At 54.0% G+C, this 14,072-nt stretch carries 15 protein-coding genes and 1 pseudogene; all 16 read right to left on the reverse strand.

The genetic code is table 11. The features are described 5' to 3' along the window. Positions 1 to 133: 133 nt before the first annotated feature. Positions 134 to 313, reverse strand: a complete 180-nt coding sequence (locus tag ACGHAD_RS15165; RefSeq protein WP_339615612.1) for a DUF3094 family protein — start codon at positions 311 to 313, stop codon at positions 134 to 136. A 95-nt stretch (positions 314 to 408) separates the two neighbouring features. Further along, positions 409 to 1,185, reverse strand: a complete 777-nt coding sequence (locus ACGHAD_RS15170) for a putative metalloprotease CJM1_0395 family protein (RefSeq protein WP_339615611.1) — start codon at positions 1,183 to 1,185, stop codon at positions 409 to 411. A 6-nt stretch (positions 1,186 to 1,191) separates the two neighbouring features. Further along, positions 1,192 to 1,443, reverse strand: a complete 252-nt coding sequence (locus ACGHAD_RS15175) for a hypothetical protein (protein ID WP_339615610.1) — start codon at positions 1,441 to 1,443, stop codon at positions 1,192 to 1,194. Between the two features lie 162 nt (positions 1,444 to 1,605). After that, positions 1,606 to 2,283, reverse strand: coding sequence for a dethiobiotin synthase (gene bioD / locus ACGHAD_RS15180; protein WP_382417690.1), 678 nt, complete (start codon positions 2,281 to 2,283; stop codon positions 1,606 to 1,608). Beyond that, the gene (gene bioC, locus ACGHAD_RS15185; RefSeq protein ID WP_382417688.1) at positions 2,280 to 3,860 is read right to left on the reverse strand and encodes a malonyl-ACP O-methyltransferase BioC; all 1,581 of its coding nucleotides are present in this window, start codon (positions 3,858 to 3,860) and stop codon (positions 2,280 to 2,282) included. Before bioC ends, bioD begins: the two co-directional genes overlap by 4 nt. A 1-nt stretch (position 3,861) precedes the next feature. Beyond that, on the reverse strand, positions 3,862 to 5,025 hold the full coding sequence (gene bioF, locus ACGHAD_RS15190; protein ID WP_382417686.1) for an 8-amino-7-oxononanoate synthase: 1,164 nt from the start codon (positions 5,023 to 5,025) through the stop codon (positions 3,862 to 3,864). A gap of 17 nt (positions 5,026 to 5,042) precedes the next feature. Beyond that, the gene (bioB, locus tag ACGHAD_RS15195) at positions 5,043 to 6,104 is read right to left on the reverse strand and encodes a biotin synthase BioB (RefSeq protein ID WP_339615606.1); all 1,062 of its coding nucleotides are present in this window, start codon (positions 6,102 to 6,104) and stop codon (positions 5,043 to 5,045) included. Positions 6,105 to 6,415: 311 nt separating this feature from the next. Continuing rightward, positions 6,416 to 6,898, reverse strand: coding sequence for a DUF6231 family protein (locus ACGHAD_RS15200; protein ID WP_382417684.1), 483 nt, complete (start codon positions 6,896 to 6,898; stop codon positions 6,416 to 6,418). Between the two features lie 318 nt (positions 6,899 to 7,216). Further along, positions 7,217 to 8,301 (reverse strand): IS3 family transposase gene (locus ACGHAD_RS15205; RefSeq protein ID WP_382417682.1). Its coding sequence is split into 2 segments (ribosomal slippage): positions 7,217 to 8,040 and positions 8,040 to 8,301, totalling 1,086 coding nucleotides; the frame shifts between segments, so codons are not numbered across the junction. Positions 8,302 to 8,368: 67 nt separating this feature from the next. Continuing rightward, positions 8,369 to 8,487, reverse strand: a pseudogene (locus ACGHAD_RS15210) (IS256 family transposase); the annotation flags it as partial. Between the two features lie 78 nt (positions 8,488 to 8,565). Beyond that, positions 8,566 to 9,375, reverse strand: a complete 810-nt coding sequence (locus tag ACGHAD_RS15215) for a hypothetical protein (RefSeq protein WP_382417680.1) — start codon at positions 9,373 to 9,375, stop codon at positions 8,566 to 8,568. Positions 9,376 to 9,495: 120 nt separating this feature from the next. Then, positions 9,496 to 9,882 (reverse strand): hypothetical protein, encoded by a 387-nt coding sequence (locus tag ACGHAD_RS15220; RefSeq protein ID WP_390402901.1) that lies wholly within the window; start codon positions 9,880 to 9,882, stop codon positions 9,496 to 9,498. Positions 9,883 to 10,397: 515 nt separating this feature from the next. Beyond that, positions 10,398 to 10,685, reverse strand: coding sequence for a type II toxin-antitoxin system RelE/ParE family toxin (locus tag ACGHAD_RS15225; RefSeq protein ID WP_382414918.1), 288 nt, complete (start codon positions 10,683 to 10,685; stop codon positions 10,398 to 10,400). Beyond that, positions 10,666 to 10,914 (reverse strand): CopG family ribbon-helix-helix protein, encoded by a 249-nt coding sequence (locus tag ACGHAD_RS15230; protein ID WP_382414920.1) that lies wholly within the window; start codon positions 10,912 to 10,914, stop codon positions 10,666 to 10,668. Before ACGHAD_RS15230 ends, ACGHAD_RS15225 begins: the two co-directional genes overlap by 20 nt. A gap of 497 nt (positions 10,915 to 11,411) precedes the next feature. After that, positions 11,412 to 13,085 carry a dihydroxy-acid dehydratase gene (gene ilvD, locus ACGHAD_RS15235; RefSeq protein WP_382414922.1) on the reverse strand — a complete coding sequence of 558 codons (1,674 nt, stop codon included), beginning with the start codon at positions 13,083 to 13,085 and terminating at the stop codon, positions 11,412 to 11,414. Between the two features lie 118 nt (positions 13,086 to 13,203). Further along, positions 13,204 to 13,881, reverse strand: coding sequence for an MnmC family methyltransferase (locus tag ACGHAD_RS15240; RefSeq protein WP_382414924.1), 678 nt, complete (start codon positions 13,879 to 13,881; stop codon positions 13,204 to 13,206). Positions 13,882 to 14,072 lie beyond the last annotated feature (191 nt).

Genomic DNA, 14,072 nt, shown 5'->3' on the forward strand with positions numbered 1-14,072 from the left:
TTGCCTGTAACGCTAGGGTGCAGGCAATCTTGTGCACGACCCTTAATATGAGCTTACACAGCTAAACGATTTTTAGGCGCCACTCGGCGCGAAACTAAACCAAAGCACCACAACAAGCGCCGCACGGCTATGGCTATACCACCCCGTGATACCACGCAATGGCGTAACTCAACAGGCTCATCCCCGTCAGCAACAAAATCAATCCAAAAAATAACGTTTTGATCCGAAACGGTTTGCGCTCAGTACGGTGAATGCCGCTATTTATAACCCGGTCGACGCGCGCCTGATCTTCGGGCGATAATTTACTCGGCATGATTAAACCTCTCTCACTGTAGATTTGCACCGAGAATAGCAAGCCGCCGCAGTCGAGCCAACCGCGTCAAAACAATAAATGCCAAAGGGGAGTATTTACGCGCGAAGATCTACCGGCGTGTATGGCCCAGCCGACTGAGACGTCAAGCTATAAAGCAGCGAGCTGCTACTGGCCGGCTGTAACCCTGCAGCAACGCCAGCGCTATTCTCGGCACCATCGACTGGCACCGGTTTATCGTCCTTTTGATTTTGCGCCCGTTCTTTGACCGACTCAGTGTCCTGCGCTAAGTCCTCGCGCACTAATTGCGCCAGCTCGGCCCGCGCATCGGCGGCCATGCGAGAGGCCTCGGCCGCCACTTGGCGATCCTGCGCCGACGGTTCGGCCGGAGCCGTCGCGGCCGCATGAACTTGCAACGCTTTGGCTAGCGTAGCCTGCGGATCGCCCGCCACCTTGCTGGTATCGATATTTACCTCACCCGCCACTGCGTAGCTTACGCCATCGGGACCACGGGTTGTCTCGTAGGTAGGGGCACCGGCAAACTGGCCGCCGGCGGCAGCATGGGCGCGCTCGTGGGCACGCACCTCGCGATCGCGCTTAGCCAGCTCAGTCACCTCTTCTTGGCGCTCTTTTAGCTGTTGCGCCTCGGCCGCCTTAGCCTGGGCATCGGCGCGGGTGCGCTCTTGCTCTTGTGTTTCATTGGGCTGATCTTCAGGAGAGCGGCGATTTTGATTGCGCGCCGCCTCGGCGCCCTCTTCTAGCGGCTTAAAGCTAGACGCCTTTTGCTCGACGTTTTCTTCGCTTACCGGCGCCCGCCCCAGTGGGGTGTAGGGCGTAACGGCACTGGCAAAGTTTGACGGCAGCGTATTTAGCATCTGGGCTTACGCCTTTACATCCAGCAGCGCGCCAATGGTTTGGTCAGCCACCTCAAGCACACGGGCTGAGCTATCAAACACTTGCTGCTGCACCTGTAAATTCACCAACGGCGTCGTTAAATCAGCCGATTGGCTGCCGGTCACGGCAGGGCTGGTCGAGGTCGTGGCCTGCGCAATTTGTTGCGCCGATTGTGTCATCTCGGCGCGGGAGTTCTGCATGCCAATTAAACTTTGATTAACAACCGATCCGATATCCACGAGGGCACTCCGATTAATGGACGAGCGAAAAATTAATGCTTACTGTTATTTTAGCGCCAAAACCGCACAAAAAACAGCCAGCAACATCGCCAATTGCGCCATATGTAAGATTAGTTAGGGCTAAAAAGCGCCGCGTTATAGCCAAATAACTCATCCAACGGATCAAATAAGCGAATCAAGCGTTAAATACGGGGCTAGCGTCGCTGGTTTAGGCGCCGACAAATAGGGCACCACCCCCAAGCAAGGCGCGGTTATCCGCTGTTTTAATGCCGCAATATTAGCCTCTAGACGGCTGGTATCCGGGTCGATAACGTTTGCCACCCAGCCGGCCACCGCAAGACCATCACGCTCAACAGCCTCAAGCGTTAACAGCGCATGATTAATACAACCGAGGCGCACCCCCACCACGACAATAACTGGCAGCGACAACGCAACCGCTAAATCGGCCAAGGTCTCGGTATCATTCAGCGGCACGCGCCACCCCCCAGCACCCTCGATCAATGCAAACTCAGCGCCCGCCGCCAACACCTGCTCACACTGTGGCGCCAGCTGCGTCACACTCAACTCGGCGCACTGCTCGGCCGCAGCAATGTGCGGGGCAATAGGCGCCGCAAACGCGACCGGATTAACCACTTGATACTCCAGCGGCGGATAGCACTGCGCCTGCAACTGCAAGGCATCATCGTTAAGTAAGCGCTCACCATCGTGCTCGCAACCAGCAGCCACAGGCTTTACCGCCGCCGTCGTTAAACCCGTCTGCCGCGCTTTGTACAACAGCGCACTGGCGATTTGGGTTTTGCCCACATCCGTGTCGGTGCCTGTGACAAAAAAGTGCTTCATGAACTCAGCTCCGGCTTGCGTGCGGTTAGATACACCACCTCATAACTAGCGGGCAGCCCACGGGGCTCCCGGAATTGCTCGTAGGCGGCCTCCAACAATTGCAGTTGCCGGCGGCCGGTAAGCCCTTGGGGCCGGCCACGGTTCACATTGTGTGCACCTAAGCCTTTTAGCTCGCGGGTTAGCTCGCGCACATTAGCGCTAAACAGGGTTTCGGTGTACACGCTTTGGCACACCTCGCTTAAGCCTGCCGCCCGCGCCGTCTGTACCAAGTGCGCGGCCGGCACAAAATTATTGACATGCACGTACGCATCGACCGCCCGCCAAGCGCTTTGTAACTCGGCCAGAGTGCCAGGGCCCAACGTAGCAATATACAGCTGGCCACCGGGTGCTAGCGCCCGGCACAGCTCGGCAAATAGTGCCGGTAAGTTTTCGCACCACTGAATAGCCAAGCTTGAGAACACCAAATCGACACTCTCGGCCGCCAGCGGCAGCGCCTCGGCATCGGCGCACAGCCAGGCGGTCGGCTCCGGGTGGTGCTCGCGGCTATAGCGCAGCATGCCCTCGGCCAAATCCAGCGCCCAGTGATGATCCGCGCTTGTGGCACGGCGCAACCCGGCGCCAAACAATCCGGTGCCAGAGCCCAGATCAAGTACCCGCGCTGCGGGCTGGTTAATCGCACTCAACAGTTGCTCACCAACCGCGCGCTGCAAGCGGGCGGCCGACTCATAGGTAGCGGCGGCGCGGCTAAACGAGCGGGCGACTTGTTGCTTATCGAGGCGGTTAAGCGGCGCATTGCCCGCCTTAAAAAAATCGCAAATTGCCTGTGTAACCGCCTGCGGCTGATCTAGATGCATGCCGTGGCTGGCGCTTGCGATCACGCTGACTTGATGAGCCGGGTTAAGTGTTGCCAGCGGCGGAGCAACGGCCGCCGGCACCAGGGCGTCGTGTTCGGCCAGTAAATGCAATACGGGAATCTGTAATTGCTGCAACGCGGCGCGATTGTCACTTGTCGCTAAATAGTCGAGCGCGGCAGACCAATTGTTTTTGCTAGCCGCTATAACATCTTGAGCGGGCAACCACTGACGCAACTGCTTTAAACGCTCGCGCTCGGCGGGGCTACCGCTCGCCACCAGCCCGGCAAAGCGTCGCGCGGCGGCGGCAGGCTGATCGCTAAAGGCGGCGTTAAATTGCGTGTTAACCGCCGGAGCCATGGCTTGCGGCCACTCGGGTTGAGCCACAAAGCAGGCGTTACTCGCAAGGGTGACTAAACGACTCACCCGCGCGGGATAGTATTGCGCAAACTGCGTGGCTAACATCCCACCCAACGACCAGCCCACCAACTGACAGCGCTCAGGCAGCGCCTCGGCAAGCTGCTCTAGCACGTGCGCCCCCCGCCACTCGCGAGGTGCGTCAGACTCACCAAAGCCCGGCACATCCACTAACCACACCTCGGCTACGGTGGTTAACGCCTCAGCTAACGGCGTCATAGCGCGCGAATCAAAGCCCCAACCGTGCAGTAATACGATAGGCTCCGGGTGATTCGCGGCCGATGGCAAACATTGAATATGAAGGGGCATGTTACGGTTGCACATCCTTTAAGGCGGCTAGCAACCCATCTACCTGCGCCACACTGTGGCCAGCGGTTAAGGTCACCCGCAACCGGGCGCTGCCCTCGGGTACCGTGGGCGGGCGTATAGCGCTCACCCAAAAGCCGCGCTGGCGCAACGCCTCGGATAAAGCCACGGCGTCGGCATCGGCGCCAATCACAATGGGCTGAATAGGGGTGGGCGAGCCCATCAGCTGGTAACCCAGCTCGCTGGCGCCTTTTCTGAAGTGTGCGATCAGCTCATCTAAATGCTCGCGGCGCCAGGAGTCGGTTTGCGCCAAGCGCAGCCCTACCCGTGTTGCAGCGGCCACTGCGGGGGGCATGGCGGTGGTATAGATATAACTGCGGGACAATTGAATTAACGACTCAATCAAACGCTCGGAGCCGGCAATAAATGCCCCAAAGCTGCCAATGGCTTTACCCAGGGTGCCCATCATGACCGGCACATCGGTCTGGTTTAAACCAAAATGCTCGCAACTGCCGGCGCCGGTGGCGCCCAAGCAGCCAAAGCCGTGGGCGTCATCCACCATCAACCAACCGTTATGGTCGTTTACCGTGGCGGCCAACTCGGGCAAAGGCGCCAAGTCGCCGTCCATGCTAAACACACCATCCACCGCCACCAATTGGCGGTTACCCGTAAAACCCGCCATTTTACTGTGCAGGCTTTGCGGGTCGTTATGCAAAAAGCGGCCAAAGCGCGCGCCCGAGAGAGCGCCAGCGTCCAGCATTGAGGCATGGTTAAGGCGGTCTTGCCAAATCGCATCGCCCTTGCCCACCAGTGCGGTAATAGCGCCAAGGTTGGCCATATACCCGGTAGAGAACAACAGCGCCCGCTCGCGCCCGGTGTACTCGGCCAGCTCGTGCTCAAGCTCGTGGTGCTCGCGCGAGTGGCCACACACCAAATGCGACGCACCACTGCCCACACCCAGCTCGCGGGCAGCGGCGTTCATGGCGTCAACCATCTCCGGGTGGGCGGCCAGGCCTAAGTAGTCGTTGCTGCAAAAGCCAACCAGCTCGCGGCCGTCGACCGTCAGCACCGGCCCCTGGGCCGAGCTAACCTCGCGCCGCTGGCGATAGCGATGCTGTAAACGGCGCTCAGCGAGCACCGCCTGCAGGTGTTGATCAAAGGGGTTCATGGGCTGGGGTAGTGGCTTTATTGGGCAGCGTCGTAAAAGAATTTGTCGTTGTGTGCCGCTTCCAGCGAGGCGGCGATAGAGGCCTCGGCTTCAGAGTCGTCTTCATGCACTTCGCGCGACTCGGGCTTAATGCCCAACCGCTTAAACAGCTGCATGTCTTTGTTTGATTCGGGGTTGGCGGTCGTCAGCAGTTTCTCGCCGTAAAAAATCGAGTTGGCGCCGGCAAAAAAGGCCATGGCCTGCATCTCATCGCTCATTTCTTCGCGGCCTGCCGACAGGCGTACATGGGAGTGCGGCATTAAAATACGCGCCACCGCGATGGTGCGAACAAACTCCAGCGGGTCCAGATCGGCCTCGGTCTCTAGCGGCGTGCCGGCCACTTTAACCAGCATATTAATGGGCACCGACTCGGGGTGCTCGGGCATATTGGCCAACTGCTGCAGCAAACCGGCGCGGTCGTCCGCCTCTTCACCCATACCCACAATACCGCCACAGCAAACCTTCATGCCCGCGGCACGCACGTTATCCAGCGTTTCTAAACGGTCTTGGTAAGTGCGCGTGGTGATAATTTCGCCGTAGTACTCGGGCGAGGTATCCAGGTTGTGGTTGTAGTAATCCAGCCCGGCGGCGGCCAAGTCGCCCGCTTGTTTCTCATCCAGCATGCCCAGCGTCATACAGGTTTCTAAACCGAGGGATTTAACCTCTTGTACCATTTTGGTTACGTAAGGCATGTCTTTGCCCTTGGGCGAGCGCCACGCGGCCCCCATACAAAAGCGCGTCGCACCCGACGCCTTGGCCGCACGAGCCTCTTCCACCACCTTCTCTACCGCCATCAGGCGCTCGCGCTCAAGCCCGGTATCGTAGCGGGCACTTTGCGGGCAGTAGGCGCAATCTTCCGGGCAGGCGCCGGTTTTAATCGAGCACAAGGTGCTTACCTGCACCTCATTAGGGTTAAAGTGGGCGCGGTGCACCGTCTGCGCCTGAAACAACAAATCGTTAAACGGCTGGGCAAACAACGCCATAATCTCGGCGCGAGTCCAGTCGTGACGTACAGGAGCAGGGGTAATAGAGGCGTTCATAAAGGCGTCCGGGTAACGTTTTAAGTCGTTTTGAATCTTAAGTGCTGCTGCCTGCTCAACGGCCGACAGCGGCTAATCTTGGTTAAGGGGTATAGTAATCTTTGGGGGGGATCTGTCAACCTTGAAGAGCAGGCTGGGTTAACAAGTTTTTGAGGCAGCTGATGGTGAGTTTTTTAGACATTGCGTTGTTATGGCTCGGCGCCATCCGACATACTGAAGCGTAACCTTCCACTTACCGTCTCTCGTCACTTACCTTCTCTCGCCCGCTCTATTTGAGCGGACTGCATCGCAAGGCCTACCAGCGATTTCCCTCACCACCACGCTTTGCCCCACATATGCGGATTGGCCCAAAATCTGGGGTTATTCCATGGGCGTTGGTGGTTATAGCTGCTGATATTGTAGGTGTAGAGCATCAAGGCTTCACCGTCCTCATCTGCCTCTAGCCGCGCCTCTCTTTTAAAACCCAGACCGATAAAGTCATTCAACCCCCAGCCACTTTGATCCCTCACCAGCACCGCGATCTGGCGAGTGCCGTAATTGCGCAACTGGCCGATGAGTATCTGCCCTTGCTGAAAACTCACATGCTCCAGCGTGTCGGAGACTAAACCGAGATCCTGAACCTCAGAAAGCGACTGCCCCAAGTCGGTATCGTCGGCGCTCACGCGGGTAACCTCACATTCGTGATGCTCAGACCACCGCTGCGCCAGCTGCTGCGCCGTGTCGCCCAGCGCGACGATCGTATTGGGCTGGCAACTATCGATAATAGCGGCAAGTGCTTGCTCGGGTTCAGACATAGGGCATCAAACGTATAAGAGGCTTGGACGTTGAGCGTTAGTATCACACTCTTGTCTTAGTGCTAGCAAGGTAGCTGAGCGACAGAGTAGCCGTACTGTTTTATAAGCGGTATATCTAGACGAACGAATAGCTTGCCTGTCTGACAAAAAAGTCCTAAAAAGCCTGACCTATCGATAAGGTTAATGGCATCCAATCACGGCCGATAGAGCTTTACTAAGGTCGACGTTCTAGTCTCCCCGGTAGTGGCGGCGTGTGAAATGTAAGGCCTGAAACCAATTGTAATCCTCCCATTTTAAACCGCCGTTAAAAGTAGAGGGTTATGCGGCCTGTAGTAGCCACGGTGGCGGAACACCTCCGATTGAGGTATTCGGCCGTTCATTGTTGTACTGCCATTGCCACCGAGTCGCAAGCTCTTGTGCGTGTTCAACGCTGTCAAAGTCATGCAGATCGAGCCATTCGTGTCGGGCCGTACGGTTAAAACGTTCAACATAAGCATTCTGAGTCGGTTTGCCTGGCTGAATATAAAGCAGTGTAATCTGATGTTGATTAGCCCAGTTAACCAAAGCCCCAGAAATATACTCTGGCCCATTATCACAGCGCAAAGCAGCGGGCTTTCCTCGCCACTCCATCACTTGCTCCAGCGCCCGAATCACGCGAAGCGACGGCATGGATAGGTCAACATCAATCGTCAGGCACTCACGATTATAATCGTCAATTACATTGAAGGTTCGCAAACTCCTGCCGTCGCTTAGGCTGTCGGACATAAAATCCATGGACCACACGTGGTTGATGGCGGTAGGAGTACTCAGCGCATCAGGCTTGTCACGCTTAATTCTGCGCCTAGACTTAATGCGTAAATTAAGCTCCAGATCACGATAGATGCGATACACGCGTTTGTGACTCCAGCCATAACCCTTCACATTGCGAAGGTACAGAAAACACAGCCCAAAGCCCCACCGCTTGTGGGTCTCCGTTAAACGCAACAACCAGTCCGCTATTAACGCATTCTCACCGTCTAGCTTTGGCTGATAGCGGTAACAGCTCTCACTGATGCTATAGGTGGCACAGGCAAGCCGTATACTGATACCGTGCCTCTCGACCGCGCGTTGCGCCATCTCTTTGCGTTGAGATGGCTTTACAGCTTTCCCTCAAGGGCCTCCTGTCGTAGCTCGGCCTTGAGACGCTCCTCGGCATACATCTTCTTGAGTCGACGGTTCTCATCCTCTAGCTCCTTGAGGCGCTTCATCATCGACGCGTCCATACCGCCGAACTTAGACCGCCACTTGTAGAACTGGGCTGAGCTCATGCCGTGCTCACGGCATAAATCCGGAACGGACACTCCGCTCTCATTCTGCTTCAAAATCGCCAGTATCTGGCTATCGCTGTAACGTGACTTTCTCATAGAAAACTCCTTGATCCTATTTTAATGGAATTTTCTACTCATAACCGCTGTGGATTATTGGGGGGATTACAGCGGCTTCTGTGAGCTGTTTGATCAGGGGGTGAGGATACCGTCTTTACCGCTGAGGTCTTTGCCCTCACGCAGTGCCTTGATGGCGGCGTCCATGTCGAAAGTGGGGTTGGTCATAGGTCATCTCTTTTTTGCTAATGATAAAGAAATGACACGGAATTCTGAACACTACCCCAATCCGACAAGATGCGCTTGTTATACTTTTTTTCGACGTTCATTCTTTAACCGCCCCTTTTCAACTAATTCATTTTTTAGAAAGTTAACCATGAAATGGTAATCTGGGTGGGTCTTTAAACTACGACTAATAAAGTAAACGTTATTTGCATTAATAGAAAAAGTTTCTCGAATTCCTGCTCCAGGATTACTACCAGCTATTAGGCTTAGTTTAATACCAGGAATGTTGAACGCGATGTGTTGGTAACCATCGTGGTTTTTAACTGTCGGAAAGCCCATTAACGGTACATCTACTATTTGATTATCAACATATACAGCTAGATAAGTATTTTCAGGAAGTTCAGTATTTCCTAGTAGAAAATCTGAAAAGGCAACCATACTCTCTTCACGAATTGAGTTCTTTGTTTCAGGAAGGCCGAAAGTGCTCCAATCTGTCGCGGATAACCTCCAAGCAATACTAATAGCAAAGTACATAAAATCTAGAGCAGTTTCGTCATTTGGCGGGAAATACCATGTTTCACCTTTTACATGAGCCAGCTCTTTAAATTTCTTTATTTTTGTAGCTAGCTTAAAGCCATTAGGGCGAGCCATAAGAGGGATTACTTTATCTTCCCCATTTTTGCTGAATTTCAATTCACAGCCTTCACAAAGTAAATGTTTTTTTACTTGTTTGTCTGTATAAGCTGCTGATTTATCAGAACCAGTAATTAAAACAACGTCTTGACCATGCTCAGGAAAGCCCTTACTAACTGCGCGGTAAACAGCTTTAGGCATAAAGTGACTATCTTTAAGCTTTGCCGATTTTTTACACAATGCACAGATTCCGTTCACCAAATCTCCCTAAACGTATAACGCTGAGTTCAGCAGCCCGCAATGGAAGCGGTATTTTGTGGCATAGTGAAGCGGCGCCACAAAAGGCCGATGGAATTGCGTGTCTGCTGGAACGATTTGTTATAAGTTTTGTTTGCCCCACATGTTTTCATAGAGCTGTTTAATATTTTCTGGAAATAGCTTCCAGCCCCAAGCTTTTAACTTCTTATCCTTGATATCCCACATTAGTGATTCGGTATAGTAGACATCTATGTATTCCCTTTCTACGCCTGAAGCGTGTTTTAGCTTATTTGACATGTAATTCAAATGATTCAAAGCAGTTTCTGAATCTTTTTCCTTTATTGAATCAGTTGTTGCTTGTGAAAAACATTCAAACATCTGGGTATACATTTTATCTTCAGGATCTAATTCTAAAGCTTTCATTTGTTCATCTATTCGTTTTCCAACGTCAGGAAACTCTCGCTTTATCGCAGAAATGAAGTTTTCGGCTATTTTGTCTCTATCCATAATACTTATAACAGTATATTAGGCGGAATTTCGTTTAAACAGCACGAAATCACGCCTCTTTATCGTTTACTTTTTTGCAAAACCATATAAAAATCAATTGCTTATAGCCACGCTCGCACAATCTACAACTGTTAAAAAGAAGCCGTTGTGTTTAACGAGACCCGGCAAGGTCTTTTATGCACCCGAAACGCAACAAAAACCCCAAAGATTTCAGAAGACTATAGAAATGCATGTGGAACAACACAGACTACAGGTCTTAAATTTCACACAATAAAAATGCATAAACCATCCCGCTCTACATTAAATTTCTCGCGAGTGATTTAAAAAGCTGAAAGGAGAGAAAAGACTTACTGCGCTACACCCGGGGCTTTGCCCTTTATTATCTCACCTTCCTGACTGGCTAAACCTAAGGTTATGGCGGCCTGCCCTCTGGCAAGCTCAATTTACCTCATAGGCCTTACGCGCTATGAGGTAAATCGTGCCACGGTTCGGTGGTGTTGGCAACCGGGAATTGGCTATGCCGTTGGCCACTGCTGCGAGCTATGCAAAGCTCTAAGCACGTCGACACGGTTAGCCGCTTCTCGATATACGAGTACAAAGGGCAAACCATCGATGACGAGTTCACGCGTGTTTTTAACACGGCCTTGGCGGCCTGCTCGTGGGTGGCGGGGTAAGATCAGCTCTGCGGTGTTAATAATCGACAATACAACATCTATCGCTATGGTAGGGCTGCTTTCTTGCGCGATATAGCTTTCTATTTTTTCCAAATCTTGCGCGGCGAGGTCAGTCCATTTGAGCTGCACGCTTGGCCTCCCACCGCGCTTTTAAGTCGGCGTGATTGATGACGCGGTTATCGTCAGCAGCGGCTAGGCCTTGCTCTACCTCGCGGATAAACCACTCTTCCCGCGAGACATATTGTTTAATGGCCTCGGCCATTAACCAGGCGCGAGGCCTGTCCATGGCTTCGGCCATTTGCCCGATTCGAGCCAGGGTTTCGTCATCCAGCCTTACTGATGTGGCTTTAAGAGGCATAACGGTTCTCCGAGGTTCTCAAAGATTCTTAGTATATCTGGCCAACCTTAGGTTGTACATTATTTGAACCGGAGCAGCACAGAGCGAGCGCGACTAACTGTGCTCCCCTAAAGCCATCGCCGGGCCTAGGTCCGGCAGTTCACACCAAACCCCACTAACGGCCCAATGACTCACTCATTAATGTTTATTTGAATGGCTTTAGCAAAGTAAGCGACGAAAACTAACTACGTAAACCGCGGAACCCTAGCCTTTATTACCGGGCCTTACGGACAAACCAAACCTGTCACTTCGGTGCAGCCTTCAAACTGTTTTTCGGAGCTCCTCGGCCAGCGGGGCGGTAACCAACCAATTCAACCCAAAACACTCCGTAGCCAAAAGGCCACTAGATACCGGCTCAAGGCCGGTATGACGACGTAGACCAATGAATGTGATATCGCGGTGACTCAACCAACTACGAAGCGCCGCTTTTGGCTCCCCTGCAGCCGGGCGAGCGCCCATCACAACCCTTTATCCGTCACCGCCCCCTCCGAAGCCGACGACACCGTCTTAGCAAACTTAGCCAACACCCCGCGGGTATAACGCGGCGCAGGGCGTTGCCAATTTTCCAGGCGCTTCCGAATTTCCGCGTCAGGAATATTAATACTAATCTGGGCGTTTTCGGCATCGATGGTAATCTCATCGCCGTTTTCGATAATGGCAATGGGCCCACCGTCCATAGCCTCGGGCGTTATATGGCCCACTACAAAACCGTGGCTGCCGCCCGAGAAGCGGCCATCGGTGATAAGCGCAACATCGTTACCCAAGCCTTTGCCCATGACTGCCGAGGTGGGGCTGAGCATTTCGCGCATGCCGGGGCCGCCGCGCGGGCCTTCGTAGCGAATGACGATCACATCGCCTTTAACCACAGTGCCCCCCAGTATGGCCTCTAGTGCTTCTTCTTCAGAGTGGAACACCCGTGCTTTGCCGGTAAACACCAGCCCCTCTTTACCGGTAATTTTGGCCACCGCGCCCTCGGGTGCTAGGTTGCCCTTAAGGATAACCAGGTGGCTGGTGGCTTTAATGGCGTTATCAAAGTCGTGAATAATGTCCTGCTCGGCCGGGTAGGGCTTAACATCGGTTAGGTTCTCGGTCAGGGTTTTGCCGGTCACAGTCAGGCAGTCACCGTGCAGCAGGTTTTTATCCAGCAGCATTTTCATCAGCGGTTGAATGCCGCCTACGGCGATCAGCTCGGACATCATGTACTGCCCGCTGGGGCGCAGATCGGCCAGTACGGGGACTTTTTTGCCGATGCGCATAAAATCATCCAGCGTCAGTGGCACATCAACAGCGTGGGCCATAGCCAGCAAGTGCAGCACGGCATTGGTCGAGCCGCCGAGGGCAATGGTGACGGTAATAGCGTTTTCAAACGCCTTGTGGGTCATGATGTCGGTGGGTTTAATGTCCTGCTCCAGCAGCTCGAGTACAGCGGCGCCTGCGCGGCGGCAGTCTTCGGCTTTGGAGGATGACACCGCCTCTTGCGCCGAGCTGTCCGGCAGGCTCATGCCCAATGCCTCAATGGCCGAGGCCATGGTGTTGGCAGTATACATACCGCCACAGGAGCCGGGGCCGGGTATGGCGGTTTCTTCGATCTGTTTAACGGCAATGGTGGATAGATCGCCCCGGGCGTGTTGCCCCACAGCCTCAAACACCGAGACAATATCGGTATGGTTAGCGCCGGGTTTAATGGTGCCGCCATACACAAACACCGAGGGGCGGTTCAGTCGCGCCAGGCCGATCATGCAGCCGGGCATATTTTTGTCGCAGCCGCCAATGGCCACCAGCCCGTCAAAGCCCTCGCAGCCGGCGACCGTTTCAATAGAGTCGGCGATTACCTCGCGGGAGACCAGCGAGTACTTCATGCCCTCGGTGCCGTTGGATATGCCGTCCGATATGGTAATGGTGTTAAACACCACGCCCTTGCCGCCCGCCTGGTCGGCGCCGGCACAGGCTTCATCGGCCAGTTTATCAATGTGCATATTGCAGGGCGTGACCATGCTCCAGGTAGAGGCGATGCCGACCTGCGGTTTTTTAAAGTCATCATCGTTAAAGCCCACGGCGCGCAACATGGCGCGGGCGGGTGCTTTCTCTATACCGTCGACTACTTTGGACGAATGTTTGCGTTTATCGGTCATGGGGTGCCCCTATCGTTTGCAAGCGTGCGTCGGTTGGTTTATGTAGCATAGCTTACAAGGCATAAGCATCCGAGATACAGGCCTGAAATCAAATCCGGCGTTGCCGACAAAACCAGATTTACCCTTTCACGCCCAGATAAATCGTGTGCTTACTCCCCTTGCCCTTGTGTGCGCGCACCGTTTTTACCTCCACGGTAAACCTGGCTTTTTTGAGCTGTGTGGTAAACGCCGGATCGTGCCACGCCGACCACACGGCCAGCACACCGCCTTTGTGCAACGTACTGCGAATGGCCTGCAAACTTTCCATCGAGTACAAGCTGGTGTTATCGGCGTGAGTAAACCCTTCGGGGCCGTTATCCACATCCAACAGTATCGCGTTAAAAGTGGGCTTTTGCGCTTTAAATAATTCCGCCACATCGCCCAAGTGCACAAGCGCCCTTGGGTTATTAAGCGGGTAACCCGCGCACTCGCCGAGCGGGCCTTTGTTCCACTCAACAACCTCCGGCACCAACTCGGCCACGGTAACCTTGGTGGACTCGGTGGTCGCTTTGAGTGCAGCGGCTAAGGTAAAACCCATGCCCATACCGCCCACCAACACGGCGGCGCTTTTTACGCCCGCAATGTGCGCGCAGCCTAAATCGGCTAACGCCAGCTCCGAGCTGTGCACCCGGCTGTTCATCAACTCGCCGCGCACACCTTTAAGCGAAATAGAAAATTCTTTATCGCGCTGCATCAGGCGCAGCTCACCGCCGTTGTTTGGGATAACGGCCGTGCCGAGTAATTGCCAAGGGATCATATCAATACGTATTAGCGAGGAATGAAGCAGGCACTGTAGCAGATTCAGTGTGTCGCCATCAGGAAAATAAATTGCCTGAAGTTGGACGTCGCGAAAAAATCGGGCCGAAAGTGTTGTAGCACGTTCGGCAAAGAAACTCTCAGCTTACTGGTCGTGCGCTTTATTAAGGCGTGCAAACTTCAGATACCTTG

Source organism: Gilvimarinus japonicus, assembly GCF_042847215.1.
GTDB classification, from domain to species: domain Bacteria; phylum Pseudomonadota; class Gammaproteobacteria; order Pseudomonadales; family Cellvibrionaceae; genus Gilvimarinus; species Gilvimarinus japonicus.

Coding starts and splice junctions, on each gene's coding strand:
- ACGHAD_RS15165 (WP_339615612.1), bottom strand. CDS start 313: ATGCCGAGTAAATTATCGCCCGAAGATCAGGCGCGCGTCGACCGGGTT.
- ACGHAD_RS15170 (WP_339615611.1), bottom strand. CDS start 1,185: ATGCTAAATACGCTGCCGTCAAACTTTGCCAGTGCCGTTACGCCCTAC.
- bioD (WP_382417690.1), bottom strand. CDS start 2,283: ATGAAGCACTTTTTTGTCACAGGCACCGACACGGATGTGGGCAAAACC.
- bioC (WP_382417688.1), bottom strand. CDS start 3,860: ATGCCCCTTCATATTCAATGTTTGCCATCGGCCGCGAATCACCCGGAG.
- bioF (WP_382417686.1), bottom strand. CDS start 5,025: ATGAACCCCTTTGATCAACACCTGCAGGCGGTGCTCGCTGAGCGCCGT.
- bioB (WP_339615606.1), bottom strand. CDS start 6,104: ATGAACGCCTCTATTACCCCTGCTCCTGTACGTCACGACTGGACTCGC.
- ACGHAD_RS15200 (WP_382417684.1), bottom strand. CDS start 6,898: ATGTCTGAACCCGAGCAAGCACTTGCCGCTATTATCGATAGTTGCCAG.
- ACGHAD_RS15220 (WP_390402901.1), bottom strand. CDS start 9,882: ATGGATAGAGACAAAATAGCCGAAAACTTCATTTCTGCGATAAAGCGA.
- ACGHAD_RS15230 (WP_382414920.1), bottom strand. CDS start 10,914: ATGCCTCTTAAAGCCACATCAGTAAGGCTGGATGACGAAACCCTGGCT.
- ilvD (WP_382414922.1), bottom strand. CDS start 13,085: ATGACCGATAAACGCAAACATTCGTCCAAAGTAGTCGACGGTATAGAG.
- ACGHAD_RS15240 (WP_382414924.1), bottom strand. CDS start 13,881: ATGATCCCTTGGCAATTACTCGGCACGGCCGTTATCCCAAACAACGGC.